Annotated in this window: 10 protein-coding genes and 2 tRNA genes; 3 read left to right on the plus strand and 9 right to left on the minus strand. The window is 74.0% G+C overall.

Annotated features, from left to right (window positions below; translation table 11 throughout):
* Nucleotides 1-2,426, minus strand: a 2,426-nt coding sequence (locus ACWEPF_RS29200) for a S41 family peptidase (RefSeq protein WP_452174892.1), incomplete at its 3' end; no start/stop codon positions are given.
* A gap of 297 nt (nt 2,427-2,723) precedes the next feature.
* On the opposite strand from ACWEPF_RS29200, the gene ACWEPF_RS29205 reads away from it, so the two are divergent.
* Complete coding sequence (locus ACWEPF_RS29205; protein WP_452174893.1) at nt 2,724-4,400, plus strand: chitinase; 1,677 nt, start codon at nt 2,724-2,726, stop codon at nt 4,398-4,400.
* Nucleotides 4,401-4,447: 47 nt separating this feature from the next.
* Here ACWEPF_RS29205 and ACWEPF_RS29210 read toward each other — a convergent pair.
* Both ACWEPF_RS29210 and ACWEPF_RS29215 read right to left on the minus strand, forming a co-directional pair.
* Nucleotides 4,448-4,521, minus strand: a tRNA-Lys gene (locus ACWEPF_RS29210).
* A gap of 47 nt (nt 4,522-4,568) precedes the next feature.
* Entirely contained in the window at nt 4,569-5,483 is a 915-nt protein-coding gene (locus tag ACWEPF_RS29215; protein ID WP_452174894.1) for an NADP-dependent oxidoreductase, read from the minus strand.
* Nucleotides 5,484-5,598: 115 nt separating this feature from the next.
* On the opposite strand from ACWEPF_RS29215, the gene ACWEPF_RS29220 reads away from it, so the two are divergent.
* Together ACWEPF_RS29220 and pgi are read left to right on the plus strand one after the other, a co-directional pair.
* Entirely contained in the window at nt 5,599-7,206 is a 1,608-nt protein-coding gene (locus ACWEPF_RS29220) for a Na+/H+ antiporter (RefSeq protein WP_452174895.1), read from the plus strand.
* Nucleotides 7,207-7,401: 195 nt separating this feature from the next.
* Nucleotides 7,402-9,054, plus strand: a complete 1,653-nt coding sequence (gene pgi, locus ACWEPF_RS29225; RefSeq protein ID WP_452174896.1) for a glucose-6-phosphate isomerase — start codon at nt 7,402-7,404, stop codon at nt 9,052-9,054.
* Nucleotides 9,055-9,243: 189 nt separating this feature from the next.
* Here pgi and ACWEPF_RS29230 read toward each other — a convergent pair.
* The 6 genes from ACWEPF_RS29230 to ACWEPF_RS29255 all read right to left on the minus strand — a co-directional run bounded on the left by ACWEPF_RS29230 (nt 9,244) and on the right by ACWEPF_RS29255 (nt 14,798).
* A tRNA-Lys gene (locus tag ACWEPF_RS29230) sits at nt 9,244-9,317 on the minus strand.
* A gap of 52 nt (nt 9,318-9,369) precedes the next feature.
* Nucleotides 9,370-9,882, minus strand: coding sequence for a bifunctional DNA primase/polymerase (locus tag ACWEPF_RS29235; protein ID WP_345285786.1), 513 nt, complete (start codon nt 9,880-9,882; stop codon nt 9,370-9,372).
* A 143-nt stretch (nt 9,883-10,025) separates the two neighbouring features.
* Nucleotides 10,026-10,430 carry a hypothetical protein gene (locus tag ACWEPF_RS29240; protein ID WP_452174897.1) on the minus strand — a complete coding sequence of 135 codons (405 nt, stop codon included), beginning with the start codon at nt 10,428-10,430 and terminating at the stop codon, nt 10,026-10,028.
* A 152-nt stretch (nt 10,431-10,582) separates the two neighbouring features.
* Nucleotides 10,583-11,980, minus strand: coding sequence for an AAA domain-containing protein (locus tag ACWEPF_RS29245; RefSeq protein WP_345285824.1), 1,398 nt, complete (start codon nt 11,978-11,980; stop codon nt 10,583-10,585).
* Between the two features lie 8 nt (nt 11,981-11,988).
* Nucleotides 11,989-13,560 (minus strand): hypothetical protein, encoded by a 1,572-nt coding sequence (locus tag ACWEPF_RS29250; RefSeq protein WP_452174898.1) that lies wholly within the window; start codon nt 13,558-13,560, stop codon nt 11,989-11,991.
* Entirely contained in the window at nt 13,557-14,798 is a 1,242-nt protein-coding gene (locus tag ACWEPF_RS29255) for a hypothetical protein (RefSeq protein ID WP_452174899.1), read from the minus strand. Before ACWEPF_RS29255 ends, ACWEPF_RS29250 begins: the two co-directional genes overlap by 4 nt.
* Nucleotides 14,799-14,811: the final 13 nt, after the last annotated feature.

The following is a 14,811-nucleotide window of genomic DNA, read 5'->3' on the forward strand; positions in this document are numbered from 1 at the left end:
AGGTCCTGTTCTCCGCAGGCCCGCGCCAGCAGTGGTGCCGCGCCGAGCTCCCGGAACACTCCCGCCGCCTCCGCCAGGTGCACCCGGGCCCGGGCGCGCGGGTCGGAGGACTCGCCGGGCAGGATCCGGTGCACCAGCCAGCGGCCGTCCGCGGCCCGGCGGATGTCCGCGCCGAGCAGGCCCATCGGCTGCTGGGCGAGGGTGGCGCCCTCGCTGCGGCGGGCGGCGGTGACGTAGGCGTGCGAGGTGCCGAGCTCGCCGAGCAGCTCCCTGAGCAGATCGGCGAAGTCGTCGGGGGAGGCCACCCGTTCCACCAACGGGGCGTACTGCTCGACCAGTCCGGGCCAGTCGAGCCCGCACATGCCCTCGTCCCAGAACTGGTCCGGCACGATCCGGGCCGCCTCCCGGAAGGACTGACGCCACTCCTCGGCCGGGTGCACGGTGTGCGTGATCCGGCGCAGGTCGACCGTCAAGGGCTGGCTGCCGGAGGGGAGTTGGAGCAGCCGCAGGGTGGCGTTGGAGAACACCAGCACCGACCGGCCGTCCCCGGCGACCGAGTACCCCTCGACCTGCTCGGCCACCGTGGTCCGGGTGCCGTGCGCCAGGTCGAAGTACTCCAGCACCGGGCGGCCCGAGGTGTCGGCCGGATTGGCGAAGGTCTGCCCCAGCGCCCCCGCGATCGGCCAGCGCAGCCAGAGCACCCCGCCCCGGGCCGAGGCGGTGGCCGAGTACTTGGAGGCCGTCACCGGGAACGGCACCAGCCGGGTGGACAGGCCCTCCCGGTCCACCGTCACCGTGCCGTCCCCGCTGCTCTGCTCCGGGTCCAGCCCCACCGGCGGGCGGCCCTCGGCCGGGGCGGCGAAGGGTGACGGGGTGTCCGCCGCCAGCGGCACCAGGTACGGGCGGCAGCCCAGCGGGAAGGAGAGGTCCCCGGTGTGCACGTCGTGCACCGGGTCGAAGCCGCGCCAGGAGAGGAAGACCAGGAAGCGGCCGTCCCGGGTGAAGACCGGGTGCTCGTCCTCGAACCGCCCGCCGGTCACGTCCACCGTGTGCGAGGGGTCCGCCACCCTGGCCAGCTGGATCGAGCGCAGCGAGCGGCCCGCCACCGGCTGCGCCCAGGCCAGCCACTGCGAGTCGGGGGAGAACGCGGGCGTGCCCACCGGGCCGTGCCGCGAGGCGGCCACCTCGGTGACGGTGCCGTCCGCCACCGAGACCAGCAGCAGCCGCCCGTCGGTGGCGACCACCGCCAGGGTGCGGCCGTCCGGCGAACCGGTCAGCTCCACCACCCGGCCCAGCCGCCCCGCCGCCAGCCGCCGGTTCGGGCCCTCCGCGCCGCCCCGGCCCGGTGCGGGGGCGATCTCCACCGCGTCGGCGCCCTCCGCGTCGGTGATCCAGGCGATCCGCCCCTCCGCACCGAGCACCACCGGCAGCCGGGCCCGCACGCCGGGGGTGTCGGCCAGCACCCGGGCCGGGCCGTCCCGGTGCGCCAGCCAGTACAGGCTGCCCCGGACCGTGAGCACGCCGGCCCGCCCGGTGGCGTCGCAGGCCAGGTCCTTGACCTGACCCGCCGTCGGCACCTGGTAGGGACGGCGGCCGGTCCGCGAACCGCCGAGCGGCACCTCCAGCCGGCGCGGGTGCGGCGCCTCCAGGCCCTCCAACAGCCAGAGGTCACCGGCGTGCTGGTAGACGATCCTGGTCCCGTCGGTGGCCGCCTCGCGGGCGTAGTAGCAGGAGTGGTCGGTGTGCCGGCGCAGGTCGGTGCCGTCGGTGCGGCAGGAGTAGAGGTTTCCCACGCCCTCGTGGTCGGAGAGGAAGGCGATCCGGTCGCCCATCGGCATCGGGGAGGCCAGGTGGCCCGGGAGCTCGGGCAGCAGCTGACGGTTCCCCAGCCAGAGCCGCCCGGTGGCGCCGCCCCGGTACCGCTTCCACGCCGCCGGCTCGTGCGGGGCGGTGGCCGTCAGCAGCACGGTGTGCTCGCCGTCCTGCTGCGCGTCGCCGACCGGACCCCAGGGCATCCGGCGCCCGGGGGAGCCGTCCGGCGGGAGCGCCCACGCCCAGGTGTAGTGCGCGAAGGGCTCGTGGTACGAGGTCACCGCGAGCAGTTCGCCGTCCGGCAGCCACCCGCGCAGCCGGGTGTCCTGACTGGCCCAGTGCGTCAGCCGGACGGCCGGCTCGCCGCCGGCCGAAGGGGCGCTCCACACCTCGGGAGTGAGGGTCAGCCAGCTGGTCCAGGCGACGGTCCCGCCGTCCGGCGAGAGCCGCGGGTTGCTCACCCTGGTCCGGTCGCAGCTGACCCGCCAGGCCCGGCCGACCCCGCCGTCCGCGGCGAGCGGGGCGGCCCAGACGTCGTCCTCGGCGGTGAACGTGAGCAGCCCGCCGCGCAGGTGCGGGAACCGGAGGTAGCCAGGGACGGTCACGCCCTCCATGCAACGTGCGCCCCCGCAGGCCCGCAACCGGTGGGCGCAGTGGTTGCACCGGGGGCGCGAGGAACTGCGCGCAGGGGGACGGCAGCACGTGCAACTGGCTGACGTGCCCTCAGTTGCAGGTGAGCCGCTTCCGGACCCGCGCAGTTCCTCGCGCCCCCGGTGTGACCACGTACGTCCAGCAGCTGGTCCGGACCATTGACACCCGGGTGGCCGAGACGCTTCAGTGGTCCAGTCCAATTTTGGCTCCCCTGCACCGAGTTGGACACCCCCACAGAACGAGGCAGGAGCGTCCCCCACATGCGCACTCCCCGTACAACCAGAAGGCTGGTCGCCGGAGCGACCGCCTGGGCCACCGCGGCGGCCGGTGCCGTCGCCCTCACCTTCTCCCTGGCGCCGTCCGCGAGCGCGGGCGAGTTCCTGGCGAACGGCGGCTTCGAGTCCGGCAGCCTCTCGCCCTGGAGCTGCTCGGGCGGTCTCGGCAGCGTCAGCAACCAGGCCCGGACCGGCAGTTCGGCCCTGGCCGGCGCTGCCTCGGCCGGCGACATCGCCAAGTGCGTGCAGACCGTCCAGGTCGCACCGAACACCACGTACCAGCTCTCCGGCTGGGTCAAGGGCTCCTACGTCTACCTCGGCGTGGAGGGCGGCAGCACCGCCTCCACCTGGACCCCGGGCACCGGCGGCGCCTACCAGAAGCTCTCGGTGAGCTTCACCACCGGCGCGAGCCAGACCAGCGCCACCGTCTACACCCACGGCTGGTACGGCCAGGGCACCTACTACGCGGACGACCTCTCGCTGGACGGTCCCGGCGCCCCGAGCCCGAGCCCCTCCGTCTCCGTCTCGCCCTCGCCGTCCACCAGCACCTCGGCCTCGCCGTCGCCGTCCCCCTCCACCAGCACCTCGCCCTCCCCCTCCCCGTCCACCTCCTCCTCGCCGACCGCCCCGCCGCCCGGCGGCCTGCCCAAGCACGCCCTGGTCGGCTACCTGCACGCCAGCTTCGCCAACGGCGCCGGCTACACCAAGGTCGCCGACATCCCGGACTCCTGGGACGTCATCAACCTCTCCTTCGGCGAGCCCACCTCGGTGACCTCCGGCGACATCCGGTTCAACCGCTGCCCGGTCACCGAGTGCCCGTCGGTCGAGTCGGACGCCGACTTCAAGGCGGCCATCGCCGCCAAGCAGGCCAAGGGCAAGAAGGTGCTGATCTCGATCGGCGGCCAGAACGGCCAGGTCCAGCTCACCACCACCGCCGCCCGCGACGCCTTCGTCAACTCGGTCTCGGCCATCATCGACAGGTGGGGCCTGAACGGCCTCGACATCGACTTCGAGGGCCACTCGCTCTCGCTGGCCACCGGCGACAACGACTTCAAGAACCCGACCACCCCGGTCGTGGTGAACCTGATCTCCGCGCTGAAGACCCTCAAGGCCAAGTACGGCAAGGACTTCGTGCTGACCATGGCCCCGGAGACCTTCTTCGTCCAGCTCGGCTACCAGTACTACGGCTCCGGCCCCTGGGGCGGTCAGGACCCGCGCGCCGGCGCCTACCTCCCCGTCATCCACGCGATGCGGAACGACCTCACCCTGCTGCACGTCCAGGACTACAACTCGGGCTCGATCATGGGCCTGGACAACCAGTACCACTCGATGGGCGGCGCCGACTTCCACGTCGCGATGACCGACATGCTGCTCAAGGGCTTCCCGGTGGCCGGCAACACCAACAACGTCTTCCCGCCGCTGGCCCCCTCCCAGGTCGCCATCGGCATGCCCGCCACCACCTACGCCGGCAACGGCTACGTCTCCCCGGCCGAGGTCAACAAGGCCCTCGACTGCCTCACCAAGGCCACCAACTGCGGCACCTACGTCCCCCGCAGCGGCGCCCAGCCCGACCTGCGCGGCCTGATGACCTGGTCCATCAACTGGGACCAGTACAACGGCACCCGCGAGTTCTCCAAGAACTTCGACAGCTACTGGCCGTAGAACGACCGAAGGCCCCTCACTTGAGTGAGGGGCCTTCCGGCTGTCTGTGCGCCGCCAGGGACTCGAACCCCGGACCCGCTGATTAAGAGTCAGCTGCTCTAACCAACTGAGCTAGCGGCGCCTGCTGACGAAGAGAACATTACCCGGTCAGCAGCCCGGATCGGAAATTCACTCCTCCCAGGGGAGGATCACGGCCTTGCCGCGGACGTGGCCGGCCTCCACCAGGCGGTGGGCCTCGGCCGCGCGGGAGAGGGGGAAGGAGGCGGAGACGGTGAGGCGCAGGCGGCCCTGCTCCCAGAGGGCGGTGAGCTCGGCGAGGCGGGCGGCGGAGCGGGGGCCGTAGAGCCAGCGGATGCCGAGGCCCTCGGCGGCCGGGTCGGCGATGGTGCCGATCCGGGAGCGGTCGGCGACCAGTTCGAGGGAGGGCTCCAGGGCGCCGCGCCCGGCTGCGTCGAAGGCCGCGTCCACCCCGTCGGGGGCGAGCGCGCGGACCCGGTCGGCCAGGCCCTCGCCGTAGGTGACAGGGGTCGCGCCGAGGGAGCGGAGGTAGTCGTGGTTGGCCTCGCTCGCGGTGCCGATCACCGTGGCGCCCCAGGCCCGGGCCAGCTGGACGGCGACCGTGCCGACCCCGCCGGCCGCGGCGTGGACCAGGACGGTGTCACCCGCCGAGACCCCGAGCCCGGACAGCGCCACGTGCGCGGTCTGGCCGGAGGCGGAGAGCGATCCGGCCTCGGCCCAGCCCATCCCGGCGGGCTTGGCCACCAGCTGGTCGGCCGGCGCCGCCACGTAACGGGCGTGGGCGCCCAGCAGCCGGAAGCCCAGCACCTCGTCGCCGGGTGCCCAGCCCGAGACGCCCTCGCCGAGGGAGACGACCACCCCCGCGAACTCGTTGCCCGGCGTGGCCGGGTACTCCACCGTCACGCCGCGCGGCGCCCAGCCGGAGCGGATCGCGGTGTCGGCCGGCTGGATGCCGGCGGCCATCACCCGCACCAGCACCTCGCCCGGCCCGGGCTCCGGCTCCGGCAGCTCGGTCACTTCCAGCACCTCGGGCCCACCGGGCTCCCGGAACAGCGTCGCCAGCATCTGCCTGTCTCCCCTTCGGTCGGACGGATCGTCACCACTCTCGAAGATGAAGCGCGCTTGAAGTCAAGGCCCGACCGGCGCGCGCGGCGCGCGCGTCTGTCGCACTGTCAGATTTATGCTGATCGGCGACCCGTCGCCCACCGAGAGGACGCCGACCCCCGTGGGACAGCTCAGCCTGCTCTTCCTGGTGCTGCTCGCCTCGGTGGTGACCATCCCGGTCGCCCGGATCACCCGGGTGCCGCAGCCGGTGCTGATGACCGCCATCGGCCTGGTGCTCGCCCTGGTGCCGCAGGTCCCGGACATCGAGGTCAACCCCGAGCTGATCCTCCCGCTGGTGCTGCCGCCGCTGATCTTCGCCGTCGCCCGGCGCTCCTCGGTCCGGTACTTCAAGGCCAACGCCCGCTCCATCCTGCTGCTCGCGGTCGGCCTGGTGGTGGTCACCACCACGGTGGTCGCCGGCACCTTCCACTGGCTGCTGCCCGCCCTCCCGGTGGCCGCCGCCATCGCGCTCGGCGCGCTGGTCTCCCCGCCCGACCCGGTGGCCGCGGTCGCGGTGGCCGGCAGCGTCGGACTGCCCCGGCGGCTGGTCGCGGTGCTGGAGAGCGAGGGCCTGTTCAACGACGTCACCGCCATCGTCATCTACTCGCTGGCGATCGAGGCGGTCACCGAGGGGCACCTGTCCGCGGAGGGGATCGCCCTGCGGTTCGTGCTCTCGGCCGTGGTCGCGGTGGTGGTCGGCGCGGGCCTCGGCTGGCTCAACGCCAGGCTGGCCGGAATGCTCGACGACCCCACCCAGCAGGTCGCGCTCAACCTGCTGGTGCCGTTCGCCGCGTACGTGCTGGCCGAGGAGCTGCACGGCTCCGGCGTGCTCTCCGTGGTGGTCTGCGCCCTCTACCTGGCCGACCGCGCCCAGGACGCCGACGACGTGGCGTACCGGCTGGTCGGCAACGCCTTCTGGCAGATCGTCGAGATCCTGGTCACCGGTGTGGCCTTCGGCCTGATCGGCCTGGAGCTGGCCCCGCTGCTGGACGAGGTCGGCGGCGCCTGGCGCGGCATGCTCGGCGACGCCGCCTGGGTGATCGCCGCCGTGGTGCTGGTCCGGCTGGCCTGGCTGCTGCCCGCCGCCTGGATCTCCAAGCGGGTCAGCAACGCCGACGAGGACACCCCGGTCAGCGTCGGCGAGACGGTGGTGCTCTGGTGGTCCGGGATGCGCGGGGTGGCCACCGTGGCCCTCGCGCTCGCCATCCCGCGCGACTTCCCCGGGCGCAACGAGATCGTCATCTGCGCCTTCGCGGTGGTCCTCTTCACCCTGCTGGTCCAGGGCCTGACGCTCCCTCTGGTGGTCAAGGTGCTCGGCCTCGGCGGTGGCACCGACGAGCACGAGGAGGCGGTCAAGCACATGTGGTGGCGGGCCGCCAAGGCCGGCCTGGTCCGGCTCGGGGAGCTGGAGGAGGAGCGCGACCTCCAGCCCGAGGTGGTCGAGGTCCTCAGGGAGCGCCAGCACGACCGGCTGGCCCGGCTCTGCCCCGAGCGCTACGCCGAGGAGGAGGCGGTCGAGGCCCGCGAGCGCTGGGAGCAGCTGCGCTCCGCCGCCGACCTCGAACAGGAGATGATCGCCGCCTCCCGCCGCGAGGTCCTGGTCGCCCGCGGCGAGCCGGGCGGCGATCCGGAGATCGCCGACCAGGTGATGCGCCGTCTGGACCTGCGCTCCCGGCGGAAGTAGGTGCACGGGAGGAGGTGGCGGAGTACGCCCGGTGGCCAGTGGCGCGTCACCTGACGGACCGTCGCGCGAAGTAGGCTGACCCGGGCAGGCCGTCAACGGAGTCGGCGCACCACAGAGCTACCGCCGGACCTCGCGCCACCCTCTCTCGCAGGGACCTGCCGGTAACCGAAATCCGGATACTCAAGGAGCAAAGCGATGACGGCGCAGAACCGCACCCCCCTGGACCGGCTGCCGCAGTGGACGGCGCTGGCCAAGCACCGGGAGGAGTTCGGTCAGACGCACCTGCGCGAGCTGTTCGCCGCCGACCCGGAGCGCGGCTCGGGCTACGCCCTGGCCGTCGGCGACCTGCTGGTGGACTACTCGAAGCAGCTGGTGAACGACCGGACCCTGGAACTGCTGCGGGAGCTGGCCGGGGCCACCGGCGTGGCCGAGCTGCGCGACGCGATGTTCCGCGGCGAGAAGATCAACACCACCGAGGACCGGGCCGTCCTGCACACCGCGCTGCGGGCCCCGCGCGGCGCGGAGGTCCTGGTCGACGGCGAGAACGTGGTCCCGGCCGTGCACGCGGTGCTCGACAAGATGGCCGCCTTCTCCGACAAGGTCCGCTCCGGCGAGTGGACCGGCCACACCGGCAAGCGGATCAGGAACGTGGTCAACGTCGGCATCGGCGGCTCCGACCTCGGCCCGGCGATGGCGTACGAGGTGCTCCGCCCGTTCACCCAGCGCGACCTGACGGTCCGTTTCGTCTCCAACGTGGACGGCGCCGACCTGCACGAGGCGGTCCGCGACCTGGACGCCGCCGAGACCCTCTTCATCGTGGCCTCCAAGACCTTCACCACGATCGAGACCGTCACCAACGCCACCTCCGCCCGCGGCTGGCTGCTGGAGCAGCTCGGCGCCGGCCAGGAGGCCGTGGCCAAGCACTTCGTGGCGCTCTCCACCAACGCCGCCGGCGTCGCCGACTTCGGCATCGACGTGGAGAACATGTTCGAGTTCTGGGACTGGGTCGGCGGCCGCTACTCCTACGACTCGGCCATCGGCCTCTCGCTGATGATCGCCATCGGCCCGGAGAACTTCCGGCAGATGCTGGACGGCTTCCACCTGGTCGACGAGCACTTCCGCACCGCGCCCGCGGCCGAGAACGTCCCGCTGCTGCTCGGCCTGCTGGGCGTCTGGTACGGCGCGTTCTTCGACGCCCAGGCGCACGCGGTGCTGCCCTACTCGCACTACCTCTCCCGCTTCACCGCCTACCTCCAGCAGCTCGACATGGAGTCCAACGGCAAGTCGGTGGACCGCGAGGGCAACCCGGTGGACTGGCAGACCGGCCCGGTGGTCTGGGGCACCCCCGGCACCAACGGCCAGCACGCCTACTACCAGCTGCTGCACCAGGGCACCAAGGTGATCCCGGCCGACTTCATCGGCTTCGCCCGCCCGGTCGCCGAGCTGAGCGGCGCGACGGCCGCCCAGCACGACCTGCTGATGGCCAACTTCTTCGCCCAGACCCAGGCGCTGGCCTTCGGCAAGACCCCGGAGGAGGTCGCCGCGGAGGGCGTCCCCGCCGAGCTGGTGCCGCACAAGACCTTCCGGGGCAACCACCCCACCACCACCCTGCTGGCCGGCGAGCTGACTCCCTCGGTGCTCGGCCAGCTGGTCGCGCTGTACGAGCACAAGGTGTTCGTCCAGGGCGCGGTGTGGAACATCGACTCCTTCGACCAGTGGGGCGTCGAGCTCGGCAAGGTGCTCGCCAAGAAGATCGAGCCCGTCCTGCTGACCGGCGAGGGCACCGACCAGCTGGACAGCTCCACCGCCGCCCTGGTCACCAAGTACCGCACCCTGCGCGGCCGCTGACCTCAGGGGCGCGAGGAACTGCGCGGGCTGGAAAGGCAGCACCTGCAACTGGCCGACGGTGGGTCAGTCGCAGGTGAGCCGCCTTCCGGTTCGCGCAGTTCCCCGCGCCCCCGGCATCACCATCCGGCGCACCCCGGATCGCCAACGCAAGAAGGCCCCCACCTGATGGTGGAGGCCTTCTGCTGTCTGTGCGCCGCCAGGGACTCGAACCCCGGACCCGCTGATTAAGAGTCAGCTGCTCTAACCAACTGAGCTAGCGGCGCCTGCTGACGTGGAAGACTTTAGCAGCGTGTTCGGGCGGAACCAAAATCCAATTCACCCCCGCGACGCCCGGACGCAGGCCCAGAGCACGGTGGCCGCCCCCGGCAGCCACGGCTCCCGGGAGTCCGGCGCCACGATCCACCGGCCCGACCCCTGCCCGGGCGAGGCCGGGGCGTCCAGCATCCGCTGGATCGGCGGCACCGTCACCGCGTCCCCCAGGCCGTGGCAGAGCAGCGGCGGCACCTCGCGGGCCCACTCCTCCCAGGCCAGCAGGGTGCGCAGCCGGGCCGCGGCGCCCGGCTGCACGAACAGCAGGGTCCGGCCCCGGTACGAGGCCACCGGGCCGCAGCCCGGCCCGGAGGCCCAGAGTTCGTCCAGCACGGCCCGCCCGAACAGGGCCGGCATGCTGATCACGTCGAAGGCGCGGCCGCAGGGCAGCACCGTCGGGGCCCAGGGGCGGGACTCCCACAGGGCACGCATGCTGCGCGGGTACTCGCTCGCCGTGGCCAGCCAGGCCTCGCCGGCGGCCGTGACGTACTCCACGGATTGATACGTCCAGATGTCCACGCACAGCAGGGTGGCGCGGGGCGGGCGCCGCACGCAGGGAAAGCGGCGTTCGCCGGACAGCGGGTGGGGTGGGGGCGTACCCTTCCCGGCCGCATATGCCAATGGCCTGTCGCCCGGCTGCGCCCCCGCCTGCCCCGCGCGGCTCAGTGCTCGCCGGCGGCCCGGCGGCGGAGCAGCGAACCGCCGTACTCGACCATCTTGGCCGCGTAGTCCGGGGTCCAGTCGGCCCGGTCCGCGATCTCGGCGGGGGAGAGCGCGTCGAAGCGGCGGGTGTCCGCCAGCTGGGCCGCGGCGATGGCCTGGAAGTCGGCGGCCCGCTCGGCGGCGGCCCGGAAGGCCAGCGTCAACTCCGTGGAGCGGCGCAGCAGTTCGGCCGGGTCGGCGATGGACTCCAGGTCGAAGAACCGTTCCGCCTCGGGCTCGTCGGCCTGCGGCTCGAAGAGCAGCTGGGCCGGGCGCAGCCGACGGGCGGGCGCGGGCACGGCTGACGGGGCGTCCGGTGCGACGAGGTCGGCAGCGTCGGGGCGGGAAGCACCGGCGTCGGGCATGGTGGGACACCTCCGGGGTGTGGTGGGTGGCTGCCGTCCCATTGTCGCGCGGGGACGGCCGGTAACGGAACGGTGCGCGTGCGGTCGCTATTCCCCTCCCGTGCGCCCCCTCGGTGCTGCCTCCGCCGGTGTCCGTGCCGCGTCCGCCGTGCTCAGCGCAGCCGGACCCGGTGCTCGCCCAGCAGGGCCAGCACCGCGTGGTTGGCCTCCCAGCCGTCCGGGAACTTCATCGTGACGCCCAGCTGCACCGGCTCGGTGGACGGGTGCTCGTCCAGCAGCTCCGGGATGCCGGCCCGGGCCACCACGATGCAGGCGTGCCGGTGCCGCGAGGCGAGCACGCAGAGCCGGCCCGTCTCCAGGTGGAAGGCGGTGGCGTCCGGGCGGCCGGAGAGCGGGTGCAGCACCACCGTGACGTCGTACTCCCGGCCCTGCAGCCGGTTGGCGGTGTCCACGGTGACGGCCGGGCCGGCCGTGTGGTCCACCGGCACGCCGAGCTTCACCAGGGCGGCCCGCACCGCCGCCGCCTGGTCCCGGTGCGCGGTGCCGACCGCGATCCGGTCGGGGGTGAGCGGGGCCGAACCCTGCTCCGAGTGCGCCGTCAGGCCCCTGGCCAGCAGGCGCTGCACCACCGCGGCGGTGGCCTGCACCGCCTGCGGGTCGGTCCGCACGGTGTGCCGGGCGGGCAGCTCCAGCAGCGCCCAGCCGTGCTCGGCCGCCTCGTCCACGGCCGCGTCCAGTGCCGAGCCGTCCCCGGCGGTGGCGGCGGTCAGCCGCCGGTCGTCCGGGCCGGTGCCCGAGCGGAACGGGGTGTACGGGTAGAACGCCTGCGAGATCAGCGGAGCCGCCGAGTACGGCAGCCGCCAGGAGACCGGCAGCCGGTGCGGGCGGATCGCCGGGTTGTGCGCCAGCAGGGTGACCACCGCACTGCTCGACGGGTCGTACGACAGGCCGGCCCACTGGTCGGTGCCGACCACCGTGAACGGGTCCAGCTGGCCCGGGTCACCGACGAACAGCGCCCGTTCGAACAGTCCGGCGACGGCCAGCAGCGCGTCCGAGCGCATCTGGTACGCCTCGTCCACGATCGCGTGCCGCCAGGGCTGCTCGGCCTTCACCCACTGCCACTTGGCGGCGGTGGAGATCACCACGTCCTGCTCCAGCAGCTCCGCCACCTTGGAGGAGGCCGTCACGTTCGCCAGCGCGGCCAGCTCCGGGCCCGGCTTGGCGTCGCTCGCGTGCAGCCGGCCGATCGTCAGCTCCGGGCCCTTCTCGGCCAACCGGCCGACCAGGTCGTCCACCTGACCGTTCGTCTGGGCCACGATCATCAGGCGCTCGCCGCCGGCGACCAGCTCCTTGGCGGCCCGCACCACGAGCGTCGACTTCCCCGCGCCGGGCGGGGAGTCGACCACCACGCCCCGCGGTCCCCCGGGGGCGGGGCTGACGGTGGCGGCCAGGATCGCGGCCACGGCGGAGTCGGCGGCGGCGCCCGGGTTCGCCACCTCGGGGGCCTCAGGAGCCGCGGGGGCCTCCGGGGCCGGAGGGTCGATGGTCATGCCGGTGGTCATTCCCACTCTTCGCTTGCGGTAGGCGAGGGATCGGTGCTGCCGCCGGGCGGGCCGCCGTGCGTCCACGGCGTGTCCTCCGGCTCGGGGAGCGGGGCGGACTGACGGGCGGTCAGCTCGAAGAGCGTGAAGGTGACCTGCTCGCCGGGCTCGGGCAGGCTGCCCGGCTCGGGCTCCTTCTTGCGGCCCATGCCGTTCAGCACCCGGACGGTGACGGTGCCCCCGGCCGCCGCCACGATCTCCGCCTTCTGGGCCGAGGGCCCGTTCGCCCGGTGCACCTCGCGGCCCGCGTCGGCGTGCGGGCGGTCGGCGGTGCGCAGCACCAGCAGCGGGCGGGGCTTGGGGGAGCGGCCGGTGGTGTCGTACTCCGGGACCACCTCCACCACCTCGCCGCTGAACGCCTCGCCCGAGAGCCGGTGCCCGGCCATCGCCAGCGGGTCGTCCAGTGCCTCCTGCACGTCCACCTTGGCCTGCTCGCGCTCGCGCTGGGCCAGCTTGCGCGCGGCGGTCACGGCGTCGTCCTGCTTCGGCTGCGGCGGCTCGCCGGCCGCCAGCCTGTCCCGGTGGTTGGTGAAGGACCAGCGGTCGCCCTCCCAGCGGTCGGCCAGGTGGGCGGCGGGCGGCAGCTCGCGCAGCAGGTCCAGGCCGCGCCAGACGTCGTGCCAGGTGGGGAGGGTGGCCCCGAGCAGCGCCGCGCGCAGCTCCTCGGCGGCGCGCTTCACCGCCGACTGCGCCTGGGGGTCGCCCCGGTGGGCCAGCGCGGTGAGCGCCTGGTCGTGCCGGGTGATCGCCGGGGCGAGCACCTTGGCGTCGAAGACCGGATCGGTGGCCGGTCCGGCCGGCGGGTGCACCGGCACGCCCCGGGCGTCCCGCTCGGTCTCCACCCGCTCGGCCAGCTCGGCGCCGGACGTCCCGGCCGGCGGCCGGTGCCAGGCCAGCCGGGCGCCGAGGTGCTGGTCCTCCAGCAGGCTCTGGCCGGTCGCCCAGTGCCGGGCCAGCAGCTGGGTCACCGACAGCAGCAGGGAGGAGCCGGGCACCTGGGCCCGCTCGGTGAAGTGCGTCAGCCAGCGGCCCAGCAGCGGCACCTGGGTCGGCGCCGGGTACGGCCCCGGGTCGGGGTCGGAGGCCGTCCGGCGGAACCGGGTGGAGCGGCCGATCAGCGCCAGGTGCTGCACCGCGCCCGCGTTCGGAACGATCAACTGCGGCGCGTCGGCGCAGAGTTCACGGAAGGTCTGGGTCTTCTCGCCGGTCTCCGGATCCTTCTCGGACCGCTCGACCAGCTCCACCTCGCCGGCGTAGGACTCCAGGTACGGCAGCAGCTCGGCGGCGAACTCGGCCAGGAAGTCGAAGCGCATGTCCCGGTTGAGCGGCTGCGGCACCAGCAGCAGCCGGGGGTGCTCCCGGTCGGTGCCCAGCAGCACCGCCAGCGGGGCCCCCGCCTCGCCGGCGGCGGCCAGCGGCACCAGCACCATCGGACGCTCCGACAGGTGCCGGTGCCGGACGGTGGCGAGCGGCTCGGCGTGCCCGCTGCGGACGGCCTCCAGCCGGGCCAGCGTGTCCAGCAGGCTCACCGGGACGCCTCCCGGCTGCCGGTGCCGGAGCCGGTGCCGGCCGCACCGGCAGCGCCCGCGGAGCCTGCCGCGCACAGTGCCTCGGAGCGGAGTGCGGCGGCGTGGGCCAGCCGCACGGCCGCCTCGTCGGTGCCGTCCGGGCTGCCCTTCTCGGCGGCGGCCAGCGCCTCCTCCACCGTCCGTAGGGTGCCCAACTCGCCCCGTACGCCCCGGCCGAGCTGCTCCACCGCACCCGAGGTGCGGGCCTGTGACCGGCAGAGGAAGCCCAACTCGCAGGCGGCCAGGCAGTCCGGGCCGTAGCTGGCCGGCACCGCCTCCACCGCACTGCCCAACTCGGCCACCGGCCTGGTCGGCACCCCCGCCTGGTCCGGCGCCAGGTCGAAACTGGTGCCGGACGGCAGGGCCTCCAGCAGCTCCTCGATCCGGGTCAGCCGGGCCAGCTGACGCCTGGTCACCGAGAGCTCGCGGCGGACGTCCACGCTGCTCGCGGTCGGCCGGTTGGAGAAGTCCTTCGGGCAGACCAGCAGCACGCTCAGCTCGGGCGAGCCGGGCAACTGCTGCTGCCCGTACGGGGACTGGTCCACCGTCACGCCCGCCAGCTCGGCGGCGGCCTGCTGGAGCGCCAGCACGTACACCGCCGCCTGCCGGGCGGCCGCGCCGACCTTGGCGGGATCGGCGGAGCCGTCGATCACCGGGAAGGACTTGATCTCCACCACCGTGCAGCGGCCGCCGTGCACCAGCACCGCGTCCGGCTCCAGGTAGGCGGGGGTGCCGGCCACGGTGAGGCGGAGCATCGGGTGGTCCAGCAGCGTCCAGCCGTCGAGGTCGGCCGCCGCCTCGGCCAGCACCTGGCGGGTCCGGTCCGCCCGGGTGGCCGGGGCGGAGCGCGGCAGCAGGTCGGGGACCGTCAGGGGGCTTCCCTCGGGCGGGAGTCCGAGCCTGGCCCGGAGCGGGGCCAGCAGGGCGGCGTAGCCGTCGTCCTTGAGACGGGCCTCGAAGACGTTCCCCCGGGTGATCGCGAACGGTGACTGCCCGAACGGCGCGGGCCGCCCCAACCGCTCCGCCACCGCGCGCTTGTCCACCCCGGCCGCATCGAGCACCGCCCGCCGCCGGCACCCCGGATTGGCCGCGAGGGCGGCCAGCGCCCGGGCGTCGAGGCTGCGCTGCGGCGCCGGGCCGCGCAGTTCGCGGAGCCGCCGCGCGACCGGCTCCGCCTGCCCTTGGATCGAGACGTTCATGGTGCGGCCCAGT

The sequence above is a fragment of the Kitasatospora sp. NPDC004289 genome, from assembly GCF_053602875.1.

Coding starts and splice junctions, on each gene's coding strand:
- ACWEPF_RS29215 (WP_452174894.1), bottom strand. CDS start 5,483: ATGCTGGCGACGCTGTTCCGGGAGCCCGGTGGGCCCGAGGTGCTGGAA.
- ACWEPF_RS29255 (WP_452174899.1), bottom strand. CDS start 14,798: ATGAACGTCTCGATCCAAGGGCAGGCGGAGCCGGTCGCGCGGCGGCTC.
- ACWEPF_RS29245 (WP_345285824.1), bottom strand. CDS start 11,980: ATGACCATCGACCCTCCGGCCCCGGAGGCCCCCGCGGCTCCTGAGGCC.
- ACWEPF_RS29240 (WP_452174897.1), bottom strand. CDS start 10,430: ATGCCCGACGCCGGTGCTTCCCGCCCCGACGCTGCCGACCTCGTCGCA.
- ACWEPF_RS29220 (WP_452174895.1), top strand. CDS start 5,599: ATGCTGATCGGCGACCCGTCGCCCACCGAGAGGACGCCGACCCCCGTG.
- pgi (WP_452174896.1), top strand. CDS start 7,402: ATGACGGCGCAGAACCGCACCCCCCTGGACCGGCTGCCGCAGTGGACG.
- ACWEPF_RS29205 (WP_452174893.1), top strand. CDS start 2,724: ATGCGCACTCCCCGTACAACCAGAAGGCTGGTCGCCGGAGCGACCGCC.